Annotated in this window: 19 protein-coding genes and 1 pseudogene; 1 reads left to right on the forward strand and 19 read right to left on the reverse strand. The window is 54.4% G+C overall.

Translation table 11 applies throughout. From position 1 onward, the window contains the following. Positions 1-12: 12 nt before the first annotated feature. The 8 genes from HMPREF7545_RS04650 to HMPREF7545_RS04685 form a co-directional block, all read right to left on the reverse strand. Complete coding sequence (locus HMPREF7545_RS04650) at positions 13-1,620, reverse strand: CDP-glycerol glycerophosphotransferase family protein (protein ID WP_040571222.1); 1,608 nt, start codon at positions 1,618-1,620, stop codon at positions 13-15. Positions 1,621-1,629: 9 nt separating this feature from the next. After that, the gene (locus HMPREF7545_RS04655) at positions 1,630-2,232 is read right to left on the reverse strand and encodes a GNAT family N-acetyltransferase (protein WP_006694532.1); all 603 of its coding nucleotides are present in this window, start codon (positions 2,230-2,232) and stop codon (positions 1,630-1,632) included. An 18-nt stretch (positions 2,233-2,250) separates the two neighbouring features. Then, positions 2,251-3,348, reverse strand: coding sequence for a DegT/DnrJ/EryC1/StrS family aminotransferase (locus tag HMPREF7545_RS04660; protein WP_040571223.1), 1,098 nt, complete (start codon positions 3,346-3,348; stop codon positions 2,251-2,253). A 65-nt stretch (positions 3,349-3,413) separates the two neighbouring features. Beyond that, positions 3,414-4,394: a glycosyltransferase gene (locus tag HMPREF7545_RS04665; protein WP_040571267.1), complete on the reverse strand. Its 981-nt coding sequence runs from the start codon at positions 4,392-4,394 to the stop codon at positions 3,414-3,416. Between the two features lie 18 nt (positions 4,395-4,412). Beyond that, positions 4,413-4,838 (reverse strand): sugar 3,4-ketoisomerase, encoded by a 426-nt coding sequence (locus HMPREF7545_RS04670; protein ID WP_006694535.1) that lies wholly within the window; start codon positions 4,836-4,838, stop codon positions 4,413-4,415. 25 nt (positions 4,839-4,863) lie between these two features. Beyond that, the gene (locus HMPREF7545_RS04675; protein ID WP_040571224.1) at positions 4,864-6,801 is read right to left on the reverse strand and encodes a glycosyltransferase; all 1,938 of its coding nucleotides are present in this window, start codon (positions 6,799-6,801) and stop codon (positions 4,864-4,866) included. 40 nt (positions 6,802-6,841) lie between these two features. Continuing rightward, positions 6,842-8,791: a glycosyltransferase gene (locus tag HMPREF7545_RS04680; protein ID WP_006694537.1), complete on the reverse strand. Its 1,950-nt coding sequence runs from the start codon at positions 8,789-8,791 to the stop codon at positions 6,842-6,844. A 74-nt stretch (positions 8,792-8,865) separates the two neighbouring features. Then, complete coding sequence (locus tag HMPREF7545_RS04685) at positions 8,866-9,387, reverse strand: ECF transporter S component (RefSeq protein WP_006694538.1); 522 nt, start codon at positions 9,385-9,387, stop codon at positions 8,866-8,868. A 120-nt stretch (positions 9,388-9,507) separates the two neighbouring features. On the opposite strand from HMPREF7545_RS04685, the gene HMPREF7545_RS04690 reads away from it, so the two are divergent. Further along, positions 9,508-9,999, forward strand: coding sequence for a hypothetical protein (locus tag HMPREF7545_RS04690; protein ID WP_006695749.1), 492 nt, complete (start codon positions 9,508-9,510; stop codon positions 9,997-9,999). Positions 10,000-10,068: 69 nt separating this feature from the next. On the opposite strand, the gene HMPREF7545_RS04695 is transcribed toward HMPREF7545_RS04690, so the two are convergent. The 11 genes and pseudogenes from HMPREF7545_RS04695 to srlE form a co-directional block, all read right to left on the reverse strand. Beyond that, positions 10,069-10,752, reverse strand: coding sequence for a cytochrome c biogenesis CcdA family protein (locus HMPREF7545_RS04695; RefSeq protein WP_006694540.1), 684 nt, complete (start codon positions 10,750-10,752; stop codon positions 10,069-10,071). Positions 10,753-10,779: 27 nt separating this feature from the next. Continuing rightward, a pseudogene (locus HMPREF7545_RS04700) lies at positions 10,780-11,318 on the reverse strand (TlpA family protein disulfide reductase). 13 nt (positions 11,319-11,331) lie between these two features. Beyond that, positions 11,332-12,072: an RsmE family RNA methyltransferase gene (locus HMPREF7545_RS04705; protein ID WP_006694543.1), complete on the reverse strand. Its 741-nt coding sequence runs from the start codon at positions 12,070-12,072 to the stop codon at positions 11,332-11,334. Next, a complete protein-coding gene (prmA, locus tag HMPREF7545_RS04710; protein ID WP_006694544.1) occupies positions 12,072-13,022 on the reverse strand; it encodes a 50S ribosomal protein L11 methyltransferase in 951 nt (316 codons plus the stop codon). Before prmA ends, HMPREF7545_RS04705 begins: the two co-directional genes overlap by 1 nt. A 169-nt stretch (positions 13,023-13,191) precedes the next feature. Beyond that, complete coding sequence (locus HMPREF7545_RS04715; protein ID WP_006694545.1) at positions 13,192-13,572, reverse strand: desulfoferrodoxin family protein; 381 nt, start codon at positions 13,570-13,572, stop codon at positions 13,192-13,194. 220 nt (positions 13,573-13,792) lie between these two features. Next, positions 13,793-14,767 carry a glycosyltransferase family 2 protein gene (locus tag HMPREF7545_RS04720; protein ID WP_006694546.1) on the reverse strand — a complete coding sequence of 325 codons (975 nt, stop codon included), beginning with the start codon at positions 14,765-14,767 and terminating at the stop codon, positions 13,793-13,795. Continuing rightward, complete coding sequence (locus HMPREF7545_RS04725) at positions 14,764-16,350, reverse strand: ArnT family glycosyltransferase (RefSeq protein WP_006694547.1); 1,587 nt, start codon at positions 16,348-16,350, stop codon at positions 14,764-14,766. Before HMPREF7545_RS04725 ends, HMPREF7545_RS04720 begins: the two co-directional genes overlap by 4 nt. Before the next feature lie 72 nt (positions 16,351-16,422). Then, the gene (locus tag HMPREF7545_RS04730; protein WP_006694548.1) at positions 16,423-17,382 is read right to left on the reverse strand and encodes a sugar-binding transcriptional regulator; all 960 of its coding nucleotides are present in this window, start codon (positions 17,380-17,382) and stop codon (positions 16,423-16,425) included. A gap of 119 nt (positions 17,383-17,501) precedes the next feature. Beyond that, entirely contained in the window at positions 17,502-17,873 is a 372-nt protein-coding gene (locus HMPREF7545_RS04735) for a PTS glucitol/sorbitol transporter subunit IIA (protein WP_006694549.1), read from the reverse strand. A gap of 31 nt (positions 17,874-17,904) precedes the next feature. Then, complete coding sequence (gene srlA / locus HMPREF7545_RS04740; RefSeq protein ID WP_006694550.1) at positions 17,905-18,432, reverse strand: PTS glucitol/sorbitol transporter subunit IIC; 528 nt, start codon at positions 18,430-18,432, stop codon at positions 17,905-17,907. A 19-nt stretch (positions 18,433-18,451) separates the two neighbouring features. Then, positions 18,452-19,444 carry a PTS glucitol/sorbitol transporter subunit IIB gene (srlE, locus tag HMPREF7545_RS04745; RefSeq protein WP_006694551.1) on the reverse strand — a complete coding sequence of 331 codons (993 nt, stop codon included), beginning with the start codon at positions 19,442-19,444 and terminating at the stop codon, positions 18,452-18,454. Positions 19,445-19,460 lie beyond the last annotated feature (16 nt).

The raw sequence follows: 19,460 nt of genomic DNA on the forward strand, positions 1-19,460 counted from the left end.
CCCATTCCGCGTTTATATAATGCCGAGTTCCAAACGATGCCGGCGAACAACATTCTGTATATCGTGATACAGGGTTCCCGGCCACAGATCGATTTCGACGGGGACCGGAAGCGTCAGCGGATCTGCAAAGAGAAGCATCGCAAGGACGAGGCGGGAACGACGCTCCCGCACCTCCGCAGATTCATACATCTCCTGCAGCTTTCCAAGGATCTGCTCTTCTCCCCACACGAGGTTTTCATTGTGCAGGCGCAGCGGCAGGAGCGCCAAATAGAGCGTATACCATTCCTGTGCGCAAAAATCTTGAAGCAGTTCCTCGTTTCCGCCGCCGATTACCGAAACGAGCGCCTTCTTTTGGTCAAAAATCCATTTTTCAACGTCGGGCAGATATACATGCTCCGAGCACAGGCTGTCCGCGTGGTCTTTTTTAAGGCGGGCGACAATACGCTCTGCCGCTCCGCCGTGTTTTTCTCGAAATTCGGCAACAATCGTCCTGCGCCGATCCGCGGCAGGATCTTCGCAGCGGATCAGCTGCTCCAAATAATATTCTGCCTGCATCCAATCCTCCGCAACATAGCTTCCTTCCAGCATTTTATTATAGTCGTCGGTCAGTTCGACGCCGTTCGGGCAATAGACCAGCGGACGGTCCAAAAGGAAAAAGGGCATATTGAGAGATGAAAAATCCGTAAGCAGGATGTCTGCGCGGCTGAGTGCCTCAAACGGCGTATATGCTCCGTCGTCAAGTTCAATCCCATATGCATCCAGCATCGCTTTATAAGATGCGACCTCGTTCTCCGTCATATCCCCCCGCTGGATAAAGTTATCAAACATAAACGGATGCGGACGAACTGCAAATTTTAATTCGCTGCTCCCATATTTTGCCGCAAAGTCAACAAAATGATCTTTATAATCAAGGAAATGGCTTCCTCCCACCATAGGATCTGTTGTCCAACGCGGCATCCAAAGGATTCTGCGTGTGCCGTGCGGCTCACCGTGATATTCCAAGTAGGGCACAAAGCTCGGATAGCCGAGATCCTCGAAATGCTGCAGTCCGGCAGAAACCGTATGCGGATAGGCAGATTCCATCGCAGCCTTCTCTTCCGGCGAGTCACAAAAATGAAACGTCATATGCGAGAAGAACTCCTGCATCATCGTCTCCCAATGAATAAAGAACTTCGTTCCCTGCGTGCCGTACGCGATATAGCAGAGTTTTGCAATTTTAACGAGATCTGTCGTATGGGTGCCGCCCATCTGGCGCAGATCTTCATAGGGCAGCGCCAAGAATATATAATCCGGCTGAAAGACCCGCAGATCGAGAACATTGGTAAAATCATAAACATCCTGATAGCGATCGTGGAAAAAATGCCAATAGCGCTCTTCATATTCTCCCACGCGCTTCCCTGCCGTATGGTCTGTCGCAGTATATGTCGGAAGCAGCACGATGATCGGCTCCACGTCATCGTCCGCTGCGAATACATCATATACGGGAGACTGTTTATCCCAAATAAAGTCGTTCTGCACAAGAAAGACAACCCGCATCCTGCGCTCCGGATGCGGACGGTTGTGAAGTTCCTGAAGGTAATATGCCGCTGTGTTCATGTTGGAAAATGATCGTCCCTGCATAATTCCCGCCTATCTTAGCAAAAGTGTTGTCTTACTTATTTCGGATAAACTCCGAACCGTATGCTCCCGCACCGAAAGCCACGCCTCTTTGGTGCGAACATACTCCATCTGCTGCATGCCGTTCACCACGAGCTCGCGGGGGAACCGTGCTGCTCCCATATTCCGATGAAACCCGTATTTTTCATGATAGCGCACGGATGCAATATTCTCATGCACGATATGTGCATAACAGGTATCTGCGCCAAATGCGCCGTACATATAGTCCGCAAAGAGCAGCGTTGCTTCTGCAAAGAGCGGACTCCCCCGATAACGTCGGTCGCCGACAAGCAGGCGCCCCGTGATGCACAGTCTCTCCGCAGGAATATGATCTGTCCAGCCCATCGTGGCAAACGGCGTGTCATTCTGTTTATCCACAACGACCAGAAGTCCCTGCGTCGGATCGGAGCAATACCGTCGATACCACGCCCTCTGTTTTTCCATATCGAGAAGAAAGGGCTGGTTCAGATAGCGATTGTTCAGAGGATCATTGCGCCATGCAATAATGTACGGGAAATATTTTTCCGCAGCCTCTTCCAAATATACCGTGTTTCCTTCCAGACGAAGTTTCCGCATAGAATCTCCTTGCCGGAATTACGGGCGATATGCATTGACGGTCTCGATCACATAGGCGATCTCATCCGCCCACATTCCGTTGAACATCGGCAGGCTCAGCACCTCATCGGCATAGCGTTCCGTCAACGGGAAGCTGCCGCGCCCATACCCGAGCCCCGCATAACATTCTGCACGGTGCGGCGGGATCGGATAGTGAATCACGGTCTCTATGCCGCGTTCAGAGAGATATTTTTTGAATCCGTCCCGCTGCGCTGTCCGAACGACGAACTGGTGGTAGACATGCTCGGCGCCTTCCCGCAGCTGAGGCAGAAGGATGTGTTCATTTTGTATGCCAGACAGATACTGACCGGCAATCTCCTTTCGCTCGGCGGTCAGCTCCGGCAGATATTTCAGCTTCACGCGCAAAAGAGCCGCCTGAACTTCATCCAGACGGGAGTTCACGCCGCACATTTCATTATGATACTTTTCCTTACTGCCGTAGTTTCTGAGCATGCGGATCCTCTCTGCGAGCACCGCATCATCCGTCACAACGGCACCCGCGTCGCCGAATGCGCCGAGGTTCTTCGTCGGGTAAAAGCTAAAGCATCCAATATTGCCGAATCGGCCCGTCATCGTTGCGCCGAAATGTGCGCCGTGCGACTGGGCGCAGTCCTCAATGACGGCGAGGTGATATTTTTCTGCGGCACGCATAATATGCGGCATATCGGCTGCCTGCCCGTAGAGATGAACGGGCATGATCGCGCGCGTGCGCGATGTTATCGCGGCTTCCAGCTGCGCGGCATCAAGATTGTAGTACGCGTCCGGCTCGGCAAAGACGGGAGATGCGCCGTTCTCCGTAACGGCAAGCGCTGTCGCAATATAGGTATTCGCCGGAACGACAACCTCATCCCCCGCGCCGATGCCGAGCGCTGCAGCGGAGAGCGTCAGGGCATCGAGCCCGGAATTCAGCCCGACTGCATATTTTGCTCCTGTATAGGCGGCAAACTCCCGTTCAAACGCCTCCAGCTCTGGCCCCAGAATATACCATCCGGAGCGGAGCGCACGCAGCGCAGCCTCTTCATATTCTGCTGCGTGAATGTCATACTGTCGTCCAAGAACAGCAAGATCAATGTTCATCATTTTTCCTTTGTTGTCAGAGGAATACATCGGCAAAGCGCTTGTGCTGCCGCAGCCAGACGATCTCATCGTCCATTGGCGTACAGCAGGCCGGAACGAAGCCAGCGCTGTAAATACGCTTGGTTGATCCGCTTTAAAGAGGCGGCATTTTCTCTTTGCATGCGGGGGACAGCCTCCTTTATGTATTCGTCGATATACAGTTCATAGAGCTCCCCCGCATGGTGCTCCGGGTCAATCTTCCAACTGCACAGATCACGCAGTTCGGGATGATCCTCCGCGATCATCGTATAGTACATATTTTGATCGGCACGGATTGCCTGCTGCCACTCAGGCTGCCATGAAACGCCGGAGCCCTTTTCATACCAGATAAAATGATCGTCGAAGAATCCCAGTTCAATTCCGTCTGCAATCATGATGTTATATACGCAGTCCTCGCCGTATATAATCTTTCCAAGAATTTTCTCCGTATAGGAGATGAGCAGTTCTGCCTCCGTAAAGAACGCGCCGCCGACAGGAAAGTCCGGTACAATGAGATATTCCTTCTTAATTTCAGAAAAGGCCTTTCTGCGATAGGACTCCATATTGGACGGCTGGAGCTGACCGAGCACCTCATAGTTTTGCGGTCCTGCTTCTTGATAGTAATACGTACACCCAAAAGCGACCCGATATTGACTGTTCTCCACGAATCGAAGCATACGCGCCAAAGTAGTTTCATCGTACAGGAAATCGCCCGGAGAAATCGCTTTGATGTAGCGGCCCCGCATCACGGGAAACGCGCTCGCCGTATTTTTCACTGTCCCCTTGTTGTAGGGATTTGCCGCAATTGTATAGGCATGGAAATTTCGCTGCGCAAAATACGCCTCAATCATTTTTCTGTCAAAATCCGGTGTGCCGTCATCTGCAATGATGATTTCAAAGGAACAGCCCTGCTGGCAGACAATGGATTCAAGCGTGGCAAACAGCTTCAGCAGATTCGGCCGATAGGTAAGCACACACACCGAAACGTCAATGTCCGGATGGTATGCGATTCTCTCCCCTCTGTGCATATTCTCCCCCATTTATGATCAATTCTTAGGAGCCGCAGATGTGCGCCCTTCATTTACCATGCGCAGGAACTCATCGTAATCCCGTATGTAGTCGGATTCGTCATAGACCTCGGACGCCAGCACCATGAGCACGGCATCCGGTGAGAAATCATACATCTCACGCCACATGGCGTGCGAAATATAAAGCCCCTCATATGGTTTTTCAAGAAGAACAACCTTCTTCTCACTGCCGTTGTCGAGGCGAATCTTGCATTTCCCATGAATACAGATCAGGATCTGCTCCAGCCGTTTATGCGCATGATGCCCCCGCACAACGCCCTCCACGGTGTCATACATATAGTAAACACGCTTGATGCGAAAGGGAATGTCGTTAAATTCTTCCAGAGCCACGAGCATCCCGCGCGCATCGCCATGCGGCTGGAACATATATTTTACAATTTGCATAGTGCCCCCATCTGATTGAAAACGATTAAGTTACGACTTCCGCATGAACCAGCTTGCTCAGCTCTGCCGGATCGACGTTCTGCAGGTAAGAACCTGCGGCTAACATTCTCTCTGCTTCCGCATAGTATGCTGCTCGCTTTCTCCTGTATGCCGCATCATCGTGCTGTTTTCCGCCGTCCGATCCAAAAATGATGTCCAAGATCTCGCTGTGTCGTTCCGCAATGATCGCAAGCGTACGTTTGCTGTCATACAGAAGGCGTTCTCTCCACTCCTGCGACAAATCGCCGGATATGCCGGTGTTATACTCGTACCATACGAAATTCTCATCCCAGAACCCGAGCCGAATATCATCGGCAATCATAATCGGATAGACAGCATCCTCCGTGTAAATAATTTGGCCGAGTATATCCCTTGTATAGGCGGCGAGCAAGCTGCGCTCTCCCATAAATGCAGCCCCGACCACATAGTCCTGATAGACCAGATACGCCTCTTTGACTGCAGAGAAGTCCCGTTCTCTGTACGGCCGCAGCTGAAAGGGATTCATGCGGTTGATCAGATGATATTTATCACCCATTTTGGAGTAATAACATGCACGCCCGAAGGCTATTTTATAGCTGTTCTCCTCCATAAAGCGCAGCATATCCGCTAAAACATGGTCATTGTAGAGATAATCTCCCGGAGAGATCAGCTTCACGTAATGCCCCCGTGCTGCAGTGAGGACGTTCATCACATTATGCACCGTTCCCTTATTCTCGGGACTTCGTACGATCACATAATCCCTGCATCCATGCTGCAGCAGCCACAGTTCGAGCTCCCGCTCTCGAAAATCCTTGGAACCGTCATCTCCGATCACAATCTCATAACTGCATCCTTGCTGCCGAATCACGGAGGTCAGCGTCATCAGCAGTTTTTCATAGTCCGGCTGATAGGTCAAAATTCCGATACTGATATTGTATTCTTTCCAAACATGAAAAATCCTGCTCTGTTCGTCTCCGCCATAGACAATCTCCGCCCCTGCAGCAGCGGCATAATCCGCACAGCGGGATGAAACATCCTCTTTGGTCGTAATCAGAACATCTGCCTGCTGCAGTGCTCGAACGGAAAAGTCCCTTCCGCTCTCATGCGTCAGTACAAGCGGCGCCTTCTCCCCGAGCGCTGAAAGCAGTTCATTGAGTTCACCAAGGGCTGTAGGCGGAGCCTTCCGCCCGAGTTCCAAACACAGAGCAGCTGGATCCTCTGCCGTATATGATCGAAGATAGTCCCGGAACACCTTGCGCCAAATCGCTTCCGTTGATGAGAAGTCCGGCACAAAATAGTAGATCCGACAGCCCTGCTCTTTGAGCATCCTAAGCGGAAGCGCAGTTTCATTCGCTGCAGCCGGCGTATCATTTTGCGCCGCAGAAAATTTATGGATAAACTTTGCCATATCTCCGCAGAGCATATGAATATGCGCCCGAATCTTTGCCTCGGACCAATTCCACCACTTGATCCGCTCGAGCGCAGCAGCGATCTGTTCATCGAAGCGATGCCGGAGGACGTGCGCCGGATTGCCTGCCATAACGGCATAAGGCGGCACATCTTCCGTCACGACTGCTCCCGCCTCTACCACAGCCCCATTGCCAATACGGGCACCGCCCAGAATCGTCGCTTTGCCGCCGATCCGTACGTCATTCCCAATGATAATCTGTCTGCCTGAATGACGGTCTGTCCATTTGTCTGCGCTATGCGGCACGATGGAAGCATGCGCCGTTTTGCATTCATTTTCGTTCTGAAAGATAAACGCGACATCGTCAGAGACGGCAGAATAGCGCCCGATCAGTACGTGGACATCGTCGTCATCCGCAGCGAAGTTCCCGCCGAGTACATAGGAGCCCGCCCCTGCCGTCAATACGGTTTTCCCGTTTTCACGGATTACTTTGCGGATATGCGCGTCTTTATTTTCCAATACCACATGAAAGTTCAATGTCCATCCCCTTATGCGCAACGCGGGAAGCTCTCAAAAATTATGCGAACACAACCCTTTTCTTCACCAGTTTCTCGAGTTCATGCGGGTCTACATTCTGTCTGTATCCGCCCGCTTCTTCCATCTGCGCGGCAACGACCTCTCTTGCATACTGCTGACGCACCGCGTTGAAGTCTTCTTCGCCGTGAGCGAGACGCCGCTTCTCTTTTTCCGCTCGAATTTCCGGGTGCTTATGTTCAATCAGCGCAAAACATACTGCACTGTCTTTTCCAATGCGTGCCTTCCACTCTTCCGATGCGCCCATGGAGATTCCGACGCCGTATTCATACCATATAAAATTCTCATCCCAAAAACCGAGTTCGATATCGTCTGCGAGCATCATTGCATATATGCCGTCTTCTCCATAGATAATTTTGCCGAGAATTTCCTCTATATATGACTGCACCAGCCTTCGCTCCCCCATAAACGCAGCGCCGCAGGCAAAATCGCCGTAAATCAGATAGGCTTCTTTGACGGCACGCATATCGCTGCTGCGATAGGGGCGCAAATGCAGGGGATTCATCGTGTTGACAATCTTATAGCCACGATGATCGGACTGATAGCAGCAGGTACGGCCAAATGCGATTTTATAGTTTCTCTCCTCCATGAAGCGGAGCATATTCGTCAACACATCGTATCTGTAAAAGTAGTCTCCCGGAGAGATCATCTTTACACAGCGTCCGCGCGCCGCACGCAGCGCACTTGCCGCATTATGCACCGTCCCCCGATTCTCGAGGCTGCGCACCACAGTATAATCGATGAAGCCGTGACGCAGCAGCCACAGCTCGATTTCCTGCTGCTGAAAATCTACCGTGCCGTCATCTGCGATCACAATCTCATAACTGCATCCTCGCTGCTGAATCGCAGAGGTCAGCGTAATGAAAAGCTTCTCATAGTCCGGCCGGCAGGTCAGAACACAAATGCTGACATCAAACTCCTTCGAAACGCCAAACAAGCTGCGCGCGTCGTCCAGACCATAGGCAGTCCGCACGCCTGCCTCAGCGGCATAGTCCGCACATTGCGATGATATAGCTTCCTTGGTTGTAATAAAGCATTCTGCCTGCTGAAGAGCCTCCGCATCAAATCCCTCCGGACATGTGTGCGAGAGCACAAGGGGCGCATTCGTACCGAGCGCTGACAACAACGAAAGGAGCTCATCTGTCTCCGCCGAAGCTGCCGTCTCCGGGATCTCGATAAAGAGAGCTGTTTGATCCTCTGCCGTATACGATCGAAGATAGTCCCGGAACACCTTGCGCCAAATCGCTTCTGCCGAAGAAAAGTCCGGTACGAAATAGTAGATCCGATAGCCCTGTTTTTTGAGGTCGCACAGCTGAAGCGCAGTCGCACCCGTTCCTGCTGTGTCGTTTGCCTCAACAGAGAATTTCCGGGTAAACTTTACCGCATCTCCGCAAAGCAGCCGGATATGTTCCCGAATTTTCCCCTCGGGCCAATCCCACCATCTGATCTGCAGGAGCGCAGCCGTCGTATCTTCATCAAACCGATGCCGGAGGACGCGCGCCGGATTGCCTGCCATAACGGCATAGGGCGGCACATCTTCCGCAACAACTGCTCCTGCCTCTACCACAGCCCCATTGCCGATACGGACGCCGCCCATAATAATTGCGCCCGCGCCGATGCGTACATCATTCCCGATGATGATCTGATTCCGCTCGCCGACGGGAACGAGCTTCAAATCATCCCCATTTGCTGCAAGCATCTCGAATGAATAGTTTGCCGCACATGTGCATTCCTTCTCGCCGAACACAAAGGTCACGCCATAGTCCAGCGACGAGTATCGCCCGATCAGCACATGCGCGGCATCACTCTGCACAATAAAATTTCCGTTGAGGAGACAGGAGCCGGCCCCCGCTGTTAATACGGTCTTCCCATTTTCATGATGCACTTTGCGGACACGCGTATCTTTGTTCTCAAGCGTCACATGGAAATTCACCTTACCGCCTCCGGATATTTGCCTATATCTTATTTATCGAAGAATCCTCGTTCTGCTAAAATACAGCCAAATGATCAACGTCTCGGAAAATGCTCCCGCAGCAGCGGCAGCAGGAGAAGCGCGATCACACCGTTGATGATGCCCTCCATAAGAAGACCGGGCGAGGAGGCAAGCGCCGCTGTTAAACTATCGTAGAGCACCGCTCCTGCGAGGGTATATGCTGCCGCCATCCAAAGGCTCGAGAGCACGAGCGCGACGATGATATTCCTGCGGCCCGCAAGGCTGTCTCTCCTGCGCGCAATGCGGAAAACGATCTCTGCCATCACAAATTTGATGATGAGGGTCGGCAGTGCCCAGAGCACAAAGCCGCCGAGAAGGTCGGCAAGCACCGAACCGACGCAGGCGGCAAAAAAAGTCACGCGGCGCACCGTCATGAGGGCGAGCAGAAAGATCACTGCATCCCCGAGATGCGCATAGCCGAGCGGGATCGGAATGTGCGGCAGATAGGTCGCCGTAAAGACAAACGCTGTCATGAGTGCGGTAAAGACGAGTTCCCGCGTTGTAAAATACATTTTCCCTTTGTTCTGTGAAATCATAACCTCTCCTTTTCATATACCATAGCATATGGACTATCAAAATACAATGTGTTGCAAACTCTTGTCCGCGTTCAGCATTCGTGATATGATTTGATGCAAAAGCTGCAAAGGATCCGGTTTATGAATGAAAGTATATGGGCAGAGGAATTTTCCTCTTACGTCTCCCTGACGATATTCCTCACACTGTTTTTGAAAGCCTATCGGAAGGATCGGGAGATCAAGCGTGCGGCCGCAGCGTGTGAGCCTCCGCCACCAATGGACAGCGGGCTCCGCTACCGTATTTTCCGTGCACGTCTGAACCGAAAATATTTCCTTCTGGAATTGATCGTATGGGCGTTCGTGGCTTTTTCAGAAATCGAATGGCTGCGTTCCCTGAAGCCTTCACAAGAGCTCGATCTTTTGTATATCGCAACCACTGCGGTCGGTATTTTATCCTTCTACTCCATCGCTGCACGGCGCTGCAAGGATCTTGGCGTTTCGCACAAGACAATCGTATGTTATTGTCTTCTGGTCTGGGCGCCGCTCCTCTATCCTCCCGCATTCTTCCGCATATTCTTCTGTCAAGGACGGGACACCATTTACAACGCGGATACACGCAGCGAATTCCCTTAATTTGCAAAATAAAAATGGCCTCTCTGCATCAGCAAAAATGTGGAGAGGTCATTCTATATTCTGGAAGTTTTACGACAGGATGCGCACAAGATAGGCCAACGAATCCGACCAGAGCAGTATGCCGAGGAGGACGAGCACGATGCCCGCCGCGCGCTGGATGATCGGCAAATACTGATAGAAGGCCCGCAGCTTCATGATATGCCGCCGCCAGATCACGGCGAGCAGGAAGAACGGAACAGCAAAGCCGAGACTGTATACGAAGAGCAGGAGGGCTCCCGCGCCGACCGTCGCCGTATCTCCCGCATAGAGCAGGATGGTTGCGAGCATCGGCCCCGTACACGGCGTCCAGCCAAGCGTAAAGCCGCAGCCGAGGAGAAACGCGCCCCCGATGCCGCCGAACCCGCGCCGCTGAAACGGACGATACTCACGCAGAAGGAGCGGGATCTTGATCCACCCCGTCATAAAGAGGCCCATCACGATGATGAGCACGGCCGCTCCCTGCCGCAGGATATCCTGATAGGAAAAGAGCCAGGCTCCAATGAGCGACGCTGTCGCACCGAGCAGAACAAAAACGAGCGTAAATCCCGCGAGGAATGCAGTTGTATTGGCGTAGAGGCGTCTTGCCTCACCGCCGTCCTGCTGACTGTTCTTCGCAAGGATCAGTGAGAACGTGGGAAGGAGCGGCAGGACACAGGGCGAGATGAACGAGAGGAATCCCGCGAGGAAGGCCCCGCCGAGAAGTGTCAGCTCCATACGTGCAGCCCCTCCCGAAAGTGTCCCTTAGAGGTGGTTGATAACATCTTCGAGTTCCTCTTTGGTCACGCCGCCCGTCTTGCGGTAGACGACCTTGCCCTCGGCATTTACGACGACGGTCGTTGGGATCGCGCGCACACCGTAGAGGTTTGCCGCATCACCGTTTGTATCGAGTACGACGGGAAGATCGGCCTTGCGCTCCGTCATAAACTTCTGCACCGGCTGCGCTTCCTCCTGGAGATTGACCGCGTAGAAATCCGCCTTATTGCCGTTCGCTGCATAGAATGCTGCCAGATCAGGAATCTCCGCCTGACAGGGCGGACACCATGTCGCCCAGAAATTGACACATAAGGCTTGCCCTTCGCCTCGACGGCAACATCCTCTCCCGCCAGGTTCTTGAGCGTAAACTTCGGCGCCGTTTCACCACTGAGTCCGCGCCCCTGTGTCTCTGCCGCAGGCTGCGCGCTGGCGGTGGCCCCTGTTTCTGCTTTGTCGCTGCCGCCGCAGCCCGCAATCATAGAGAGCGCAAAAACTGCCGCAAAGAGCGCTGCATATTTCTTTTTCATAGGATTTCCTCCCTTACAAATTTCCCAATTCATACTGTGTCACTGCGAGCGCCGTAAGCGCCGCCGTCTCCGCACGCAGGATCAGCCGTCCGAGAGAGACCGGCTGTCCGCCCGCCGCGCAGATCATATCCGCCTCGGCAGAAGAGAAGCCCCCCTCTGCCCCGACGAAAATAACAACACGCCTCGCTTTGATCGTCTGCAGAACTGTTCGTACAGACTGCCGATGTTCCTGCTCATAACAGAATACAATCGCCGTATCTGCCGGGTCGAAGATCCGCGCATCCACCAAAAGATCAGGGAGCGGCCGGATCGGAGCAACCGGCATCAGCATGCTGCGCCCGCACTGCTTCGCCGCCTCATCGGCGATCTTTTGCCAGCGTGCAGTTTTTGCCGCCGCCTTTTTCGCGTCATAGCGCACGACGACATGCTCTGTTTTGACCGGATAGATCCCCGCTGCGCCAAGCTCCGCCGCCTTCTGCACGACAAAGTCCATCTTCTCCCCTTTGAGCAGTGCCTGCGCAAGGAATACCTCGGTGCCGCGCGCTTCTTCCTGCGCAATATATTCTGCAAGAGCCAGGGTCACGGCATCGCGCGCAGCAGCGATCACCGTCATGCGCGCTGCTCTGCCGTCTGCTCCGGCAACAATCACATCATCTCCGATTTGCGCGCGCATAACGCGGGCAAGATGATGCGCATCCCCGCCCGTAATGCGAATTTCCTCTGCAAGTTCCCCTGCATAAAACAGCCGCCGCATCAGTTCTTAAGATCCGAGGTGCGGCGTATGATCATCGCCGCCCATTCCTTTTCACAGGTCATATCGAGCACCGTAAAGCCGTGCTGTGCCGCCGCATGTTCAACATCCGCAATGCGGTCGTCGATGATGCCTGAGGCGAGCAGCGTGCCGCCGGGGGCAAGATGGCGATCGAGCTGAGCAAAGAGGCGGATGATGATGTCTGCAATGATGTTCGCCGTAATCAGCTCTGCAGGCGCAGTTCCCTCGCACGCCGAAAGCAGATCGCTCTCGCACGCGACGACATTATGGACATTGTTCTGCCGAATATTTCCCTCTGCGACGGAGACCGCCACGGGATCGTAGTCCATCGCGATGACTTCGCCCGCACCGAGCTTCGCCGCTGCAACGGCGAGAATCCCCGACCCGCAGCCCACATCATAGACGCGCATCCCTGGACTCACGAGATGTTCCAGCCAGCGCAGGCACATCGCGGTTGTCGCATGCGCCCCCGTGCCGAATGCCGCACCCGGGTCGAGTTCAATGACGATCTCATCCGCCGACGGGGTGTATTCCTCCCATGTGGGGCGAACAACAATCCGCTCCCCGATCTTCTCCGTGTGAATGTATGCCTTCCACGTCTCTGCCCAATCCTCATCGGCAACGAAACTGTGAGAGATCGTCCCCGCACCGAGCGCAGCACCTGCATGTCTGAGCGCTGCGATGCGCTCGGCAAGCGCAAGGAGGCTGCTCTCCAGGCGCGCATCCTCCGGCAGATATGCCCGCACCGTCACCGTCTCCGTATCCTCTGCGCGGGGCAGATCGGTATAGTCCCAAAGCCCCGCGTCAATGTACTCGTTCACGAGCGACGGATCGTCGATCTCGGTGCCGGCAGCGCCGAGTTCCATTAGAATATTTGCGATGAGATCCGCGCCCTCATGCGTCGTCACAACGCTTATCCGTGCCCAGCGCATTCCATATCCTCCCCAATTTACACCCAAATTCTCCTTCTTGCTGAGATGAATTATATACAGAGAAAATTGGAAATACGCTAGAATTTTAATTTGAACAAAGGCAGATCAACCGATAAAAAGCCGCTGCACAAACGGTACAGCGGCTTTATTTTGCAGAATACGGCGCAGTTTAGACCGCAGCCTGCCAGAGTCCGTGCAGATTACAGTACTCGAGCACGCGCACCGGCGCATCGCCGTCCGCGAGACGGAACGTAACCTCGGGCGCATCCGTCGCTGTAAGATCAGCACGCTGCACCCCCTTCTTCGTCACGAGCATGATCCACTCAATGAGATGAGCCTCGGTCATCGGATGGGCGACAGAACCGACCTTTACATGCACCTCGTTCTTCGCCGCATCGTAGGTTGCTACGGGAACGTGCTTCTCCTGCGCCGCGTCCTCCGTGTTCGGCACGATCGCCTTGAGTTCCTCGCCGTTTGCGGTGAGCTTCAGAGCCTCATCGCCGTAGACCTCAACCATATGCTTCTTGCCTGCAAGATAAAAAACGGACATTTTAAATCCCTCCTATTGCGGAAGCACCGAATGATCGGTCTTCCAAAATAAAATACACAGCAAAGTAAAATTGAAGAAACACTGTCATTTCGCCTTCGCTGATCAGCGCTTCGTTCAAAATGTGGAGTGTCAGACATCATAGATATGATCTATTTTGTCTTTCACAGATAATAATTCTCCACAAAATAAGATTATCCTTCTTTTCTTTCAAAAAAATTTTTCAAAAATCATGTTTCTGTTCTGCATTCCCGTCGATAAAATCCTGCACGAGGTAGCGCGGGCGGCGCTTGACCTCGAGATAGATCTTTGCGACGTACTCACCGATCACGCCGACGGAGAGCAGGATCAGTCCGCCGAGGAACCAGAGCGAAACGACGAGACTCGTCCAGCCGACAACTGTCTCACCGATAAAATGGCGGACAATCGACCAGATGAGCATCAGCCCGCTGATGAAGGAAATGAACATGCCCATCTGCGCGATGAGGCGGATGGGACGCGCGGAGAGCGAGGTCACCCCCTCCCATGCGAACGACGCCATGCGCCGCCACGGGTACTTCGATACACCCGCAAGTCTCTCTTTGCGGGCGTAGTAGACGACACCGTGCGTAAGTCCGATCATGGGCACGATACCGCGCAGGAAGAGATTCACCTCCGGATACTCTGCGAGCGCCGTGAGCGCCCGCCGGTCCATCAGACGAAAATCCGCGTGGTTGAACACGATGTCGGCGCCGAGCGCCCGCATCGCACGGTAGAAGCTCTCCGCCGTAAATCGTTTGAAAAATGTATCTGAGCTGCGGTTCGCGCGCACGCCGTAGACGATGTTCACCCCCGCCGCGTATTTCTCGAGCATGGCGTCGACCGCATTGATATCATCCTGCAGGTCGGCATCCATGCTGATCGTGACATCCGCATACGGGAGTACCGTCATCAGCCCGGCGAGGAGCGCGTTCTGATGCCCCTCATTGTGCGCGAGATTGATGCCGGAAAAAAGCGCGCTGCGCTCCGTATACGCACGGATGATCTCCCATGTGCGGTCGCTGCTGCCGTCGTTGACGAAGGCAATACGGCTGCGCTCGCTGATTTTTCCGGCATCAATCAGCTGCGTGAGTTTATGCGCGAGTTTTTCTGCCGTGTCGCTCAGTACTTCGTGCTCGTTATAGCAGGGGACGACGAGATAGAGGACGGGCGCGCTCATATTCTGTCATCCTTAAATATACAGATGCCGTCGCGCTCTTCGACGAGCTGCCAATTCTCCGCGCCGAGCTCCTTCATCATCTTGCGGTACATAAAGTCGCGCATGATGATATATTTCGGCCGCTCATCCGCGTGCAGCGCAGCGAGCGATCCCGCCTCGTTCGTGTCTGCCTCAATACCCGGGATATCCGTATAGACCATGACGCCGGGGCGGAGCTGCTTGTCGACGTAGAGGGCTCTCCCCTCCGCCTCTGCTGCCGCATGATACTTCGCAGCATAGTCCAGCGCCACCTGCTTCACACTGAAATGCCCCTCGATCGCGGGCATCATAAAGCCAAAGGCAATGACCATTGTCACGATGCCCGCGAGCACATGCAGCCATGCCGCGAGCAGGAACTGCCGCGACGCCGTGATCGTATAGACGATTACGGCCCCGAGGATCAGGGTAATCGTACCGAGCCAGAGCCCGCCCTCGGCAAGTCCCGCGAGACTGTCACCGCTCATCAGCCAGCCAAGTCCGAGCACAAGGAACATGAACGCGCTCCCGCCGGCCCATGCAAGATGCGTATGCCGCCAGTCATCCAGCATGCGCGCGAGATTCCATCCAATGATGGTCGCGAGTGCAGGCGTCAGCAGCAGCATATAGGAGACCTGTTTTGTCTGGGCGATGGAAAAGAATACGAGCACAAAGATCCACCACACCTGGAAAAACGCGAGCAGCTGCGCCTCCTCACCAAAGCTGCGGTGAAATGCATTTTTCACCGACTGAAAGAGCAGCCCCGTCCACGGAAAGAACCCAAGAATGACAACGGGGAAATAGAACCACCAGTGCGCACGCACGGGGTGCAAAGGCGCGGTAAAGCGGCTGACATTGTGAAAGCCGATGAATTCATAGGTGAACGGCATGCCGTGCACCTCGTACATATAGATATACCACGGCAGCCCGATGGCAGCGACAAGGAGAATGCCGCGCAGGATGTGCATGCGCAGCAGCTGCTCGAGCTGACGTGTGATGAGCAGATAGAAAAATATAATCCCGCCCGGGAACACAATGCCGATCGGTCCCTTCGTCATCACCGCGAGACCGCAGGCAAGATACATCAGCCAATACTGACGGTGAACGAACGAAAAGAGCGCCGCCGTCATAAAGAACAGCAGCGTACTGTCGGTCACAGAAGCCTTGCCCATATACATGAGGATGACGCTCGTCCCCATGACAATCCCCGACCAGAACCCTGTGCGCGCACCGAAAAGACGCGCCGACGCGAGCGCCGTCATGAGGATCGAGCCGATCGCCATGAGCGCAGCGGGAAGACGCGCCGTCAGCTCGCTGAATCCGCCGAACAGCTTGAATGAAGCCGCGACAAGCCAGTAGAAAATCGGCGGTTTGTCATACCAGAATTCATTGTAGATGCGCGGCGAAAGGTAGTCACCAAAGCGGATCATCTCCTTCGCCGTCTCTGCGTAGACTGGCTCGTCAGGATCCAGCAAAGCCGTCCCGCCGATCCCGTACAGAATCTGAAAAGATATGATGACGAGCAGCAGGAGATAAACCGGCCACGCAAGATTTTTCTCATCGTTCATGCAGATGTGCACCTCACAAATCCCAAAGAAATTATCTGCATTGTACCATAGATTTTCTTTTTTACAACCGCACTAAAGGAGGTTCTCGGCGCAGTCAATATCCGTGATCAGCACGTTGATGAATCCGCCGCGGATGGCGCCGAGCACGGCGTCCTTTTTATGACGTCCGCCCGCAACGCCGACACGGCGCGGAATCTTTTTCAGCGCGGCGAGCGAAATGCCTGCTACGCGGTCGTTAAAGTCCTGAAACGGAGTCGTGTCGCCGTTCTCGTCAAAATACCGCAGAGCGATGTCCCCTACCGCACCGCGCACCGTGAACTCTTCGAGGATCGTGTGATCGACATATCCTGTGCGAAGAATGGTCGAATGCTCGGTTGTGGGGACGCCGATGCCCATGAGCACGAGGTCGAGGCGCGCATACAGGCGGATCACGTTCTGGATCGTCTTCTCCTGCAAAAACCCTTCGAGGACCTCACGCCGCGAGAACACAGCCGGAGAGAAGAACTGAACACAGTCTCCGACAAAGCGATCGGCAAACTCCTGCGCAAGGTAGTTCGAGTGAATATCGAGGCGGCTCTCCGCCACTCCGCCCACAAGCGGCACGAAGGTCGCCTTGATTGGGCTGCGGATAAAGTAATCCGAACGCACGACATTCTGTATCGAAAGCCCCATCGTAATACCGACGAGATAGCCGTCCAGCAAAACACGAGACAGATACTCGAGCGTTGCGCTGCCGATCTCAGAGTTGATCGGATACTGTCCGTCCGAGATCGGGCTGGACGGAACGATGATAACCTCCTGCAGATTAAATTTCTTCTCCAGCTCACGCTCCATCTTCCCGTAGGCGATGTTGTCCGGATTCTGGATCTCGATGCGGACGATGCCGCGCTCCTTGCCGATTGTGAGCATACGCGAGACGGTGGGACGCGAAATGCCGAGCACTTCGCAGATCTCCTTCTGCCCGAGGCCGTCTTGATAGTAAAGACTGCAGCATTTGAAGATCAAGCGCACATCATCAACAATTTTCTTCATGGCAACCCCCTTTTGCGTACAGAACACATTCTATCTTTTGTCATCCTCATTGACATATTTTCTATCAAATTGCTGAAAAAAGGGCTGCCGCTGCAGCGGCAGCCCCCTGTGGCATCATCTCAGTAGACCTCGATGCTGGCTCCCATCTTGACATCCTCTTTCGTGAGCGGAGCATCCCCCTGCAGCATGATGCAGCCGGGCCGTTCGGGCGTCGTTCCGCCCTTGAAGGAGAGTGTGCAGTGACCGAGTTCCTTCAGCGTATGCAGCGCCTCATCGCCGATCGCCGTGATGTTGAACGCCTTATCACAGATGATCATCGTGTCGCCGACCGCAGGGTCTGCATTGTAATTCGCCGGCGTATGCAGGACAGAGAACTCCGCCAGCTCCGCCGGAGCATTGTTGTTGAAGATAATGATGAAGTTGGCGTTCGGGTCATCCAGGAAGAGGAGAGCCTCCTCGCCCCAGCTCGTGATTTCACAATAGAATTTCATACCGCATCCCCCTGTCTTGCCAGACTGTTTCCTATGCCTGTTTTTCCTCACGGCGCTTCATATAGAGATAGATCTTCTCGGTGACGATGCCGCGAATCAGGATGACGACAATGCCGACGAAGAAATAGCGGACGGCAAGATCACCGAGCGGCAGTCCGAGCGCCGTAATGCCGGCCGCAATCCCCATATAGACGAAGAGTTCGCCGCCGTTCGCATGGGGGAAGAGTCCCGTCACGGGATGCACGAAGCTGACCGCCGCGTCATAGTAAGCGGGTTTGTACTTCTGATCGACAAAGTTGCCGAACGTATAGCACATCGGGTTGCCGAGGAAAAGCACCGCCAACACGGGCAGCACCGTATAGCGCGTGATGATGTTCTCCGTCGCGCGCTGGGCCACACCGTTCACGCGCTCCTCACCGATGAGTTTGATCAGCGAGTTGACCGCCGTCATCATGATGACGAGCAAGGGAATGATCCCTGTCACCCACGAGGTAAATGTCGCCGCACCTGCGCGGAAGAGATCCATAAAGCCGTTTGCTGCTGCTGCTATCAGTTCCATAATACTATATCCCTCCCGATTAGTAAAGTCCAATGCTTGCCGCATAGGCGATCAGCACCGCCAGAGGGCCTGTAATGACACGCGAGTAGAGAACGGCCGGAACGCCGAGCTCGATCGTCTCGGGATCCGCCTCGCCAAGACTGAGTCCGACGGGGACGAAGTCGGCGCCGACCTGCGCGTTAATCGCAAAGAGCGCGGGCAGCGCATACTGCGGCGGGATGTTGCCCATGCCGATCTGTGCGCCGAGCAGCGTGCCGACGACCTGGGCGATGACTGCACCCGGGCCGAGAACCGGTGAGATGAACGGAATCGCGCAGATGAGCGAGATGACGAGCATGCCGGGCAGCGTGCTCGCGAGCGGTGAGATAGTATTCGCAATGATATTGCCAAGTCCCGAGACGCTGATGATGCCGAGAATCATGGAGACGAACGCCATGAACGGCAGGATGCTCTTGATCGTGATGTCGATCGTCTCGCGTCCCGCGGCATAGAACTTATTGACAACGCCGCCGATCGCGATGCCGAGGCGCGTGACAAAATTCTTTTCGCGCCCGCTCTGCAGCGCTGCGATCTCCGCCTTTGCCTGCGCCTTGCTCTTAGGCGCATAGGCGGGTGCTGCCTCTGCCGCGGCCGTGCTTTCCGCCTCGTCCGCATAGGACAGACAGGACATATCGACGGCCGAAACGTAGAGCTCCTTCGTAATAAACTGCGCAAGCGGCCCTGTCTTGCCGACAGGCAGAACATTCGCCGTCAGAATACCCTTTTTCGGATAGACGCCGCAGCGCGCTGTACCGCCGCAGTCCACAACAGAGAGCAGGATCTCCTCATCCGGCACCCCTGTCGAGAATCCATCCACCGTCTCACAGCCCGTCATCTCTGCAATCTGCGCTGCGAGCGGGTGAACGCCGCCGCCCGTAACGCTGACGATCTTATTCCGCGTCTCCGTCGGAACAAGGACGAGCGGACCTCCCCAGCCCCCTTTTCCTGCGACAATCTTCACAGATTTATACATGCGTTTTCCTCCTATG

The sequence above is a fragment of the Centipeda noxia ATCC 43541 genome (assembly GCF_000160555.1).
GTDB lineage: Bacteria > Bacillota > Negativicutes > Selenomonadales > Selenomonadaceae > Centipeda > Centipeda noxia.